The sequence below is a fragment of the Rhodoplanes sp. SY1 genome, from assembly GCF_046000175.1.
In the GTDB taxonomy this organism is placed as follows: Bacteria; Pseudomonadota; Alphaproteobacteria; order Rhizobiales; family Xanthobacteraceae; genus Rhodoplanes.
Genome location: NZ_JBEOMB010000007.1, coordinates 1 through 11,243, shown reverse-complemented (window position 1 = coordinate 11,243; position 11,243 = coordinate 1). Strand labels below are relative to the sequence as shown.

The window sequence follows — 11,243 nt, the reverse complement described above, 5'->3', positions numbered from 1 at the left end:
GCGGCCGTACTGTGGCGAAGCCGGCGGAGAGCGGCAAGCAGGGCGGGGCGCGCGCCCTCGCTCGCCCGCCCGTGCGTCAGGTTCCGCCGGAGCGGCACGCCGGCGGCGCCAGGGCGGCCAGGAACGCGGCCTGCGGGATGAACAGGCCCTGCGCCCGCACGAGGCCCTTGCCGAGGTCGCACAAGAGGTCGCCCTTGCCGTAGAGGCTCTCGGCGCCCGTCTCGTCGAGCACGATCTGGGCGTTCACGGCATTGGCGACCTTGAGGCAGACCTTCAGCGGCAGGTTCGCCTTGACCAGGCCGGTGACGATCGTCTTGTCGGGGCGCTGCGTCGCCAGCACCAGATGGATGCCGGCGGCCCGCCCCATGCCGGCGATGCGGGCGACCAGCGCCTCGAACTCCTTCTTCTCGTCGCGGCCGGCCAGGATCAGGTCGGCGAACTCGTCGAGCACCAGCACCAGGAACGGGATGTCGGTCTCGCCGGCGGCGATGCGCTCGGCCAGATTGGCGAAGCCGCCGCGCTTGAGCCGCTGGTAGCGCTCCTCCATCTCGGCGATGGCGGCGCGCAGGATCGCCATCGCGTCGGCGAGCGTGGTCGCCACCGGACGCCACAGATAGGGGCTCGCCTCGACGCCCGCGAAGGTGAGGATCTTCGGATCGATCAGCGCGATCCGGACCGCCTGCGGCGCGTTGCGCAACGCGAGCGTCGCGACCATCGCCTTCAGCCACTCGCTCTTGCCCGAGCCGGTGGAGCCGGCGACAAGCGCGTGGCAGGTGTTGGGGTCGGCGAAGTCGGCGACCACCGGCTCGCCCTCCACCCCGATGCCGATCGGGATCGCCACCGGGCTCTTCAGCGCGGCCGCGAGCGGCCCGGCGAGCGCGTCCTGCAGGAGGCATGCCGTCGGCTCCGGCCGCGGCAGGTCGAGCATGACGAAACCCTTGCCGGCGCGGATCAGCGGCGGCTCGGCGAGCGCCAGCGCGACCTGAAGATCGGCCGCCCGGTTGGCGAGCGAGGCGACCTTCACGCCCGGCCTCGGCGTCAGCTTGATGCGGACGAGCTGCGGCCCCTGAATGACGCCCGTCACCTCGACCCCGAGGTTGTGCGCGCCGAACGCGGTGATCACCCGGTGGCCGAGCAGCGCGACGCCGGGATCGCGCTTTTGCGCGGGCGTCTCCGCGCGTGCGGGCCGCAGCCCCGTCTCGGCGGCGGATCGCGTGGTCGGAAACAGCTCCCGAAGCACCGGTGCCACCATGTCCGAAAAGATGCCGGCGAGATCGTCGCGCGTGACGTGCAGCTCGGAGAACTCCGGAAGATAGTATTCGAGCGTGCCGGCGAAGGCGCAGCCGGGGCGCCAGAGCGGCAGCAGATGGGCGTAGATCGACAGCTGCACCAGATCGTGCTTCTGCCGGTCGCCCTGCGAGAGCTTGTAGTCGACGACCTCGAGATGGCCGCCGGGATGGATGCGGATCGCGTCGACGCGGGCGCGGATTTCGACGACGCCGTCGCCGACCCGCACCGGCACGCGGGCGAGATCCTGCTCGGCGGCGACGAACACGTCCTGCCAGGTCTCGAAGCTCTTCGCGCGTCGCCGCAGATCGATCAGCCGGGTGCAGAAGCTCCGCAGCCGCGCCGTGAACAGCTGCGCCTCCTCGCCGCGGCCCTCGGCGAACAGCTTGTCGGTGAGAGCCTGCAGCGAGGTCGCCCACAGATGATCGACCAGCGCCTCGGCCGTGTCGGCCTTCGCCGCCGCCGCGATGCTCTCGGGCGCGGTCAGCCAGCGCACCAGCGCCTCGGCCTCGGTGTGGAAGCGCAGGCTCATCGCCCGAACCGTGCCGGGCGGCGCGAAGCTGCGGGTCGACGGCTTCTCGCCGGCGCGCCAGCGCGCCCGCCAATCCTCGTCGAGGACCGCGGCGGTCAGCTCGCTCGCCGTCAGGGTGTGTTGCGCCATTGCAGGAAGATCGTCTTGGGCCCCGGATGCGCCTTCAGGTTCGGATGCAACTCGACGCTGCGCAGGAGCGGATCGCGCAAGGTCTCGTCGCCGAGCCGGCCGAGCACCGCCGCGATGTCGACGATCTTCTGCTCGCGCACGGTCTCGAGCACCAGGCGCAGACGCTTGGGGTCGAGCTCGATCGCCGCCGCGCCGTCGGCCATCACCTGTCCGTCGGCCGGCTGCCCGGCCGGCGTTTGTTCGTTCGATGTCGCCGCCGGGGCGGCGCCGTTACCGGCGGGCTGCGGCGGCGACCCGGCGGGCGACGACGGCGGCCGCTCGGCGAGGCTCTTCAACAGTGGAGCGAAGCGCGCCTGTAGGAAGGCCAGCGTCTCGGCGCCGCTATACGGGATGTTGCCCTGCAGGGCGTTCGAGTACAGCTCGCGCGCCGCGTGCAGCTCGCACACCTGATCGAGCGTCAGCGCCACGATGGCGAAGCCCTTCTGCTCGGCGGCCGCGATCTGCTTGTTCGTGCCGGTCCAGCTCGGGCGCGGCACCTTGGGCAGGTCGGGCGTGCGGAACACGTAGGTGCGCACGGCGCGTCCCGGAATCGCCTCGGCGAGATCGACCGCCTCCTTGGCGATGCTGCCCCAGCGATGCCAGTGGTCGCCGCCTTCGAAGGCGAAGAACACCGAGCGGTCCGGCCACGCCCACTCGACCGTGACGTAACGGCGATGCGCCGGCCGGCTCACCGTGACGCCGGGCTGCCCCTTGCCGACGTCCTTGACGAACCACATCAGCGCATCCGGGCTGTAGGCGATCAGCGCCTGCTTGGAGCGCACGTCGTTGACCTGGAGGAGGAACAGATCGTCGAGTGGTGGAGGTGGGGGCGGAGGTCCCGGCTCGGCGAGCGCACGGAACCGCTCGGCGGCCCGCATCAGCAGGTCCCGGACGCCGATCTCGTTCAGACGATCAAAAAGTGATTCCAGCCAGCCGTCGGCGAAGAAGCTCTCGATTACTTCATCGCCGGCATCATACTCCGATAGGCGCGCGCAGATCAGCTCGCGAGCACCCGAAATCTTGATACCCTCGAGCATGATCTCTGGAGAAAGTCGATCACGCTGCGGGTGCGCGATCCGTGGTAATATCTCGGCCAACCAATTCCCCTGGTTGGTCGTGATCACGGTAAGGTGGTTGCGCAGATCGACATAGAGCTGGTCGATGCAGTTGCCGAGCGTGCGCACCAGCGCCGGATCGCTGGCGTAGAACTCGGTCTGGTCGAAGCAGAACAGGAACGGCCGATAATAAGAAGCCAGCAGGCACAGCCCCTGCAGGCGGCGGAACGAGAGGTCGTTGATCTCCTGTGCCGTGGCGTCGGCCCGCACCTCGTTGTCGGCGGCGGAGAGGCCGAGGAAGTCGAGCTCCTCCGGCTCCAGCGACTCGGCGCGCAGCCATTTGAGCGCGGTGCGGCGGCCTTCGCCGGCGCGCTCGTCGAGCGCGATCGCGGCCAGCACGATCAGCCAGGCCTGCTCGCGGCCGTCGAGATCGATGCCGCGCAGATGCATGCGGGTCGTCAGCTTGCCGATATCGCGCGGATCGAGGATGCGGCCGCTCAGCCACTCGAACCACGGCCGCGTCTTGTCGTCCGGCAGCGTCGCCTCGGCGCCGAGCTTGCGCAGGAACGCCACGGCGCCGGCCGCGTCCTTGTAGTTCGGCAGGTCGGCGATGAAGTCGGCCGCGACATGGGCGAGGGTGCCGACGGCGAGCGACTCGATCTGCCGCGGCGCGCCGCGGCGGGCCTCGTCCGGCTGCTCCAGCTCCTGCAGGGTGAGCAGCAGTATCGAGTGCCACGCCTTGAACGGATCCTGGAACGGCCGCAGATACACCTTGGTGGCGCGCCGCCCGAGCTTGCCGAACAGCCGGCCGAGCAGATGCGACTTGCCGTAGCCGCGGTCCGGCGAGACGACGAGCTGCGCCTTCTTGGCGCGCGCCGGCTTGCGCGGGGGCGGGCCGCCATCGAGCGCCGAGAATTCGCGATTGAGCCGGCTCAGCGGCGCGTCGTTGAGCCCCCTCACCGAGAACGACACGTCGCGCGGCTCGCGCACCACGTCGTCCTCGAACGGGTTGACGGCGATATCGGTCACGCGGCGGCTCATCGCTCGTCCTTGACGACGACGGTGACGAACGGCTCGGAGAAGCCCGCGATCCGGATGCCGGCCGCGATCACGGCCGCGGGCAGCTCGACCGAGGTGGTCGGATGCAGCGACACGCGGCCGGCCTTCGCCTCGGCGAGCAGCAGCGCATGCAGGCTTTCACGCGATGCTCCCAGCGCCGTCTCCAGATCCAGGATCTTCACGGCCGAGAAGCCGCCCTGCTCGGCCTTGATGCGGCGATAGGCCGGGAGGAGGGTTTCGAAGGTCGGGGCGGGCGCGGCAGGCGGGGCCGGACCGGGCGCCGGTGCGGTCTGCGGCGCGCCGCGGTCCGCCGTGGCGTCGGTGCCATCCGGCGCATCGAAGCCGAACCGCTCCGCCGCGACGTCCCGGTGCAGATAGTATTTCGACGTGCCGCACGACAATTCGACGATCGCCCGGCCCGCCACCGCGTGCTTGAGCGCGTCGGGAAAGAACCGCCGGTGCATGCCGGTGACCTTCTTCGCGAGCCCCGGCTTCGACACCAGCTTGGTGCCCGACTGCAGCACCAGCCGCACCACGATGGCGCTCGCCGTCTCGATCGACGGCCCGCGGCCGCGGCCGAAATAATACTGCGTGCCGCCGTGCCGCACCGGCCCCCAGATCGCCCCCTCGCGGGTCAGCGCCGCGAGCGTTTCGCGCAGCGCGGCCTCGCGCTCCGCACGGCCGCCTTTCGCACTGCCCACGAATTTCGTCTTCAGCGCGCCGAGCGTGACGCCGGCGTCTCCTGCGGCGGCGATGGCCGGCGAAAGGTCGTCGAGGGAAGCCATGGGGTATCGGCCGGTCCGGCTATGAATCGGGGGAGGCGATCGCCCGCATCATAGTCGGTGTGCGGTGCGAGAAAAGCCCCATTCGGTCCGCCGGCGGGCGGCATCCTCCTGCCATCCGGCACTTGCACCGCCTGGCTGGCGGGCTGCGACGTTCCGCAGCGCGATTTGCGCCGCCCGTTCTCGCATCGCATCGAATGCACCGCACAATACGAATCTGATCACGTCGCGGCCGTGCGACGCTCCGACCAGCTTTTCATACCAGGTGGGCATGCTACGCTTCGGGCGCTTCCTCGCGGGCGCGGTGCGGGCTCGCCGCCACGCCTTCGCTCGCCGCCTCTTCCGACGCTCGCGACTTTTCTGATGCTCGCGACGTCGCCTTCGTTCTCCACCTCGTCCGCGCTCGCCACCGGTTTGTCCGTCGACACGGAGTCTGCGACATGAAATCAGTGCTCGTCCTGGCCGCTCGCGCGGCCGGTGCCGTCCTCGTGCAAGGCGTCCTCGCGCTCGGCCTGGTCGTGCAGGGCGTCCTCGTCGAGGATGCCGCCGCCGAAACCTATCCCAGCCGTCCCATCACGGTTATCGTCGCCGCCAGCGCCGGCGGGCCGACCGACACCATCGCCCGCATCGTGACGGAGCGCATGGCGGCGGCCCTCGGCGGCGCCACGGTCGTGGTCGAGAATGTCGGCGGGGCGTCCGGCACCATCGGCACCGGCCGGGTCGCCCGCTCGCCGGCCGACGGCTACACGCTCGGCATCGGCGGCTGGAACCACTACGTCGTCAACGCCGGCATCTATCCGAACCTCAATCACGACCTGTTCGGCGACTTCGCGCCCGTCGCCCAGCTCGCGGCCGGGCCGCAGATCATCCTGTCGAAGAAGGACGTGCCCGCGACCAATCTGAAGGAGCTGATCGCCTGGCTGAAGAGCCAGCCCGGTCCGACCATGGCGACCGGCGGGGTCGGTGCGCCCGGCCACGTCTCGGGGCTCACGTTCCAGGACAAGATCGGGGTGAAGTTCCAGTTCGTGCCGTATCGCGGCTCGGCGCCCGGCCTCAAGGACGTCGTCGCCGGCCATCTCGACACCATGATCGAGCAGACGTCGGGCGCGCTGCCGCAGATCCGCGCCGGCACCGTGAAGGCCTACGCCGTGACCTCGCCGACCCGCCTCGCCGTGCTGCCCGATCTGCCGACCACCGAGGAGGCGGGGCTGCCCGGCTTCCAGGTCTCGGTCTGGCAGGGGATGTGGGCGCCGAAGGGGACGCCCAAGGAGGTGCTGGAGAAACTCGGCGCGGCGGTGCGCGAGGCGCTCGCCGATCCCAAGGTGAAGGCGCGTTACGCCGAGATCGCCCAGGAGATCCCGCCCGCCGCCCACCAGACGCCGGACGGCTTCACGGCCTACCACAAGGCCGAGATGGACAAGTGGCTGCCGGTGATCAAGGCCGCCAACATCACCCCGAACTGAGGCGACAAGCCCGGGGCGGCGGCCGGCGGCGATCCGGCCGCGCGTCGGTCGGCGATAGATGCACAAGATTGCTCAATCGCGCAAAACGAACCATTTGCATCATCACTGCCCCGGGCGCAGCCTCCGGCTGCCAACCGCTTCGACGCGCCGGCGGCGGCCCCTCCGCCGAGCCGGCGCGACCTCCAGGGAGATCGCCGATGACCTTCACGAGACGCCTCGCGCTCGCCGCGCTGGCGCTGCCCCTCGTCGCCGCCGCGCCCTCCGTCGCGCCGGCCCAGTCGTTCCCCACCAAGCCCGTGCACATCCTGGTGCCCTATGCGGCGGGCGGCGCCGTCGACGTGCTGGCCCGCACGGTCGGCCAGGCGGTGTCGAAGACCTGGGGCCAGCAGATCGTCGTCGACAACCGGCCCGGCGCCGGCGGCATCATCGCCTCGCAGGCGCTGATCCAGTCGCCCGCCGACGGCACCACGCTGCTGCTGGTCGCCAGCGGCCATCCGCTCAACCAGTTCTTCTATCCGAAGCTCCCCTACGACACCTTCGCCGACTTCACGCCGATCACCGAGGTCGCCTATTCGCCGCTCACCATCAACGTGGCGAAGGCGAGCCCGGTGAAGAGCCTGAAGGAGCTGCTCGACCAGGCGCGGGCGAAGCCGGACGCGCTGTCCTACGGCATGTCGGGCATCGGCACCTCGGCGCATCTCGCCGGCGAGCTCCTCAACCACATGGCCAAGGTGAAGATCGTCGCCATCCCCTACAAGGGCGGCGCGCCGGCGCTGATGTCGGTGATCGCCGGCGAGATCCCGATGAGCATCAACCCGATGGCCGAGGTGGTCGGGCAGCTCGAGGGCGGCACCGTGCGGGCGCTCGCGGTGACGACCGGGGTGCGCTCGCCGGCCCTGCCGAACGTGCCGACCGTCGCCGAGGCGGGCGTCGCCGGCTTCGATACCGCCGTCTGGTGGGGCCTGCTCGGGCCCAAGGGCATGGACCCGGCCCTGGTGGAGAAGATCCAGAAGGACGTCGCTGCGGCCCTCAAGGACCCGACCGTCGAGGCCTATCTGAAGAAGACCGGCTCGGTCGCGGTCGGCTCCACGCCGAAGGATTTCGCCGCCTTCATGAAGGCCGAGGCCGACAAGTGGGGCCCGGTGATCAAGGCCGCCAAGATCGAGTTGAAGTGAGGCGGCGCGTCGCCGGGGATCGTTCCGCGGGCGGTTCGGGCAGGGTGTCGCGCCGATCCGCAGCCCGCCCTCTCCCCCGCATGCGGGGGAGAGGTGGAGAGGGGGCGCCTCGGCGTGACGCCGGCGCCACCCTGTCGCGAGATCAGCAGCAGCCGGGGCGATAGACGACGGCGTAGCCGCAGCCGCCGCAGCCATAGCCGACCGGCACCGCGTAGGTGACGGGCGCGTAGCCCGACCAGCCGCAGCCGGTGCCGAAGGTGGCGCCGCAGCCGGTGCCCCAGCCGGACGAGACCACCGGCGCGGCGCCGCCGTACCCGTACCCATACCCGTACCCGGGCGCATAGCCGGCGGTGGCGCCGTAGACGGCCGCCGCGGCGACGCCGGCGCCGATCGCGGCCGGCGCCCACGGGCGATAGCCATAGCCCCGCCAGCCATAGGCGCGCGGGCCGTAGCCGCGCCACGCCGCCGCCCGCCAGCCATAGGAGCGGACGCCGGTGCCGCGCCAGCCGGCCCGATAGACGCCGTAGCCGCGCGCCATCGGGGGGCGCACCCAGGTGCGCCCGGCGACGCCGTAGCCGCCGCCCCGATACATCCCGGGGCCGTGCCACCGCTGCGCCGAGGCCGCGGGCGAAAACGCCAGGGTCGCCGCCCCGGCGATCAGCATCGTGTACGCGATACGCTTCATCTCGGTTCCTCTCGCTGTCGATGGTGCCGTTTCTCGACGGTGCCGTTTCCGACGCTGCATCGGTCGGTGGCGCCGCGGTCGACGGTGTGGCTTGCCGGTCTTCTGACGCCGGTCGTCGTGATGGCCGGTTCGGCCCGGACACGGCGGTTGCGCGCCGCACCCTCACGTCCAGGGCGAGTGTCAGCCAGCTGCCTCGCCGCGACAACGGCCGATCGCTAAAGTTCGAGGTAATTCCTCGTTATCCATGAATCTTAGGGTCGAGGCGGCCCGCAGCCGGCGTCGACCGGAGCGCGAGCCTCTTGCCTTAACCCGCACTTAAGCGCGCGCTCGCTACGCTCACGCGGGGACATGCCGGCGTCGTGGGGGCGTCGGTTGCCGGCGCTTGCCGGTGAAATCCGGGTGCCGAAAGGCGGTCCGGCCGGGGAGTGTCATGGCGCCGCCGAAGAGCACGCGAGACGCCGGAGCCGGGGCGGCATCGAAGAGCACGGCCGCGCGCGCCCCCGCGGTGAAGCCGCCGCAGAAAGGCGAACCCAAAAGATCCAAGGCGCCCGTGATCGTCGTCGACGAGGACGCTCAGGTGGGGGTGCCGCGCTCGGGAAAACGGCGGCGCGACGACGAGATCGACGCCTTCGATGTCGACGAGGAGCCGGCCATGGCGCAGGCGACCGGGAAGGGCGGGGGCGCCGGCGGCGGCGCGGCCAAAAAGAGCGACGGCAAGAGCGGCGGCAAGGCGGGTGGCGCCAAGGCCGCGGCGGGCAAAGGCGGCAAGGGCGGCGGCAAGGGGAAGGGCGGCAAGGGCCGCGGCCCGAAGGGCTCGGTGCTCGGGCGCGGCGTCTACTGGATGGCGGTCGCCGGCCTGTGGGTCGTGATCGCGGCGGGCGGCCTGTTCGTCTATGTGGCGATGCATCTGCCGCCGATCCACGCGCTCGAGGTGCCCAAGCGCCCGCCCAACGTCCAGGTCGTCGGCATGGACGGCACCCTGATGGCGAGCCGCGGCGACATGGGCGGCTCGGCGATCCCGCTGCGCGAGATGCCGGCGCATCTGCCCAACGCCTTCATCGCCATCGAGGACCGGCGCTTCTACTCGCATTTCGGCATCGACCTGATCGGGCTCGGCCGCGCCGTGTGGGCGAACGTCGCGCATCGCGGCATCGCGCAGGGCGGCTCGTCGATCACGCAGCAGCTCGCCAAGAATCTCTTTCTGCGGCCGGAGCGCACGCTGATGCGCAAGCTCGAGGAGGTGATGCTGGCGCTGTGGCTGGAGCAGAAGTTCTCCAAGCGCGAGATCCTCGAGCTCTACCTGAACCGCGTCTATTTCGGCTCCGGCGCGTATGGGGTCGAAGGCGCGGCGCAGCGCTACTTCGGCAAGTCGGCCCGCGAGGTGACGGTCGGCGAGGCGGCGCTGCTCGCCGGGCTCGTCAAGTCGCCCTCGAAGCTCGCGCCGACCCGCAACTACGACGGCGCCGAGCGCCGCGCCCAGCTCGTGCTCGCCGCGATGGCCGAGGAGGGCATGGCGCCGGACGCGACCATCAAGGCCGCGATGGCCGATCCGCCGCGCGTCGTGAAGCCGGGCGGCGGCTCGGCCGGCTACGTCGCCGACTGGGTGATGGACGTGGTCAACGACATCGTCGGCCGCGTCGAGGAGGATCTGGTCGTCGAGACGACCATCGACCCGGCCCTGCAGATTCTCGCCGAGCGCGCCGTGATCGACACGCTGATCCAGCGCGGCGAGAGGTTCGGGGTCGGTCAGGCCGCGCTCGTCGCGATGACGCCGGAGGGCGGCGTGCGGGCGCTGGTCGGCGGGCGGAACTATCAGGAGAGCCAGTTCAACCGCGCCGTCGCGGCGAAGCGCCAGCCCGGCTCGGCGTTCAAGCCGTTCGTCTATCTGACCGCGATCGAGCGCGGCCTCAAGCCCGACACGCTGCGCGACGACAAGCCGATCGCGATCAAGGGCTGGAAGCCGGAGAACTACGGCCGCGAGTATCACGGTCCCGTCACGCTGACCAATGCGCTGGCGCACTCTCTCAACACCGTGTCGGTGCGGCTCACCATGGAGTTCGGTCCGACCGCGGTGGCGAAGACCGCCTACCGGCTCGGCATCTCCTCCAAGCTCGAACCCAACGCCTCGCTGGCGCTCGGCACCTCGGAGGTGTCGGTGCTGGAGCTCACCAACGCCTACACGCCGTTCGCCAATGGCGGCGTCGCCACGGTGCCGCACGTCGTGCAGAAGATCCGCGGGCCGAAGGGCAAGGTGCTGTACGCCCGCCCGTCGTCGATGCTGGGCCGGGTGATCGAGCCCGCCTCCGTGGCGATGATGAATCAGATGATGCGCGAGACCGTGCGGGTCGGCACCGCGCGCGGCGCCGGCAGCGCCGTGCCGGGCTGGCCGGTCGCCGGCAAGACCGGCACCAGCCAGGATTTCCGCGACGCCTGGTTCGTCGGCTTTACCGGGCATCTCGTCACGGCCGTGTGGTTCGGCAACGACGACAACTCGCCGACCAAGAAGATGACGGGCGGCGGCCCGCCCGTGGAGGCGTGGTCGAAGTTCATGCGCAGCGCCCACGACGGCGTGCCGGTCGCCGATCTCGTCGGCCTCTCCGGCACCACGGCGACGCTGCCGCCGCCGGCATCTACGCCGGCCGCTGCGGGAAACCCGGGCGCCGCCGTCGCGCCGGGGCCCATGTCGTCGGCCCCGTCCGCGCCTTCGGCGCCGGCCTACGCCACGGCGCCCGGCTGGGGCGCCAGCGCCGCCGCCGCCCCGCCGCCGCGGCCGGCCCCCACCTCGGGCGGTTCCGCCGTCGGCGGCCCGCTCCGCCCGGCGGCCGCCGCCGGTCTAGACGGCTGGTTCCTGGACCGCCTCGGCGGCCGCTGAACTGATGAGCGGAGTGCGGGGCGGACTCGGCGCCCGCGACTCGGTGCCTGTGCGCGCTGGCCCGCAGTTCTTTAACGCCTGTGCGCGCTGGCGCGCAGTTCTTTAACGCCTGTGCGCGCTGGCGCGCAGTTCTTTAACGCCTGTGCGCGCTGGCGCGCGGCTCTT

At 71.2% G+C, this 11,243-nt stretch carries 7 protein-coding genes; 3 read left to right on the top strand and 4 right to left on the bottom strand.

All coding sequences use genetic code 11. The features are described from left to right. Positions 1-76: 76 nt before the first annotated feature. From ABTU92_RS02090 to ABTU92_RS02080, 3 genes are read right to left on the bottom strand one after another with little or no spacing between them, the layout of a single operon-like run. Positions 77-1,948, bottom strand: a complete 1,872-nt coding sequence (locus ABTU92_RS02090; RefSeq protein ID WP_408087194.1) for a DNA translocase FtsK — start codon at positions 1,946-1,948, stop codon at positions 77-79. Then, positions 1,930-4,083 (bottom strand): hypothetical protein, encoded by a 2,154-nt coding sequence (locus tag ABTU92_RS02085; RefSeq protein ID WP_408087192.1) that lies wholly within the window; start codon positions 4,081-4,083, stop codon positions 1,930-1,932. Before ABTU92_RS02085 ends, ABTU92_RS02090 begins: the two co-directional genes overlap by 19 nt. Beyond that, on the bottom strand, positions 4,080-4,886 hold the full coding sequence (locus ABTU92_RS02080) for a hypothetical protein (protein ID WP_408087190.1): 807 nt from the start codon (positions 4,884-4,886) through the stop codon (positions 4,080-4,082). The genes ABTU92_RS02085 and ABTU92_RS02080 overlap by 4 nt, the downstream gene beginning before the upstream one ends. A gap of 437 nt (positions 4,887-5,323) precedes the next feature. On the opposite strand from ABTU92_RS02080, the gene ABTU92_RS02075 reads away from it, so the two are divergent. Both ABTU92_RS02075 and ABTU92_RS02070 read left to right on the top strand, forming a co-directional pair. Then, on the top strand, positions 5,324-6,346 hold the full coding sequence (locus ABTU92_RS02075) for a Bug family tripartite tricarboxylate transporter substrate binding protein (protein WP_408087188.1): 1,023 nt from the start codon (positions 5,324-5,326) through the stop codon (positions 6,344-6,346). Between the two features lie 197 nt (positions 6,347-6,543). Beyond that, positions 6,544-7,521: a tripartite tricarboxylate transporter substrate binding protein gene (locus tag ABTU92_RS02070; protein WP_408087186.1), complete on the top strand. Its 978-nt coding sequence runs from the start codon at positions 6,544-6,546 to the stop codon at positions 7,519-7,521. 142 nt (positions 7,522-7,663) lie between these two features. On the opposite strand, the gene ABTU92_RS02065 is transcribed toward ABTU92_RS02070, so the two are convergent. Next, a complete protein-coding gene (locus tag ABTU92_RS02065) occupies positions 7,664-8,206 on the bottom strand; it encodes a hypothetical protein (RefSeq protein ID WP_408087184.1) in 543 nt (180 codons plus the stop codon). Between the two features lie 550 nt (positions 8,207-8,756). Between ABTU92_RS02065 and ABTU92_RS02060 the strand changes: the two genes are divergently transcribed. Then, on the top strand, positions 8,757-11,078 hold the full coding sequence (locus ABTU92_RS02060; protein ID WP_408087182.1) for a transglycosylase domain-containing protein: 2,322 nt from the start codon (positions 8,757-8,759) through the stop codon (positions 11,076-11,078). The last annotated feature ends 165 nt before the right edge of the window (positions 11,079-11,243 follow it).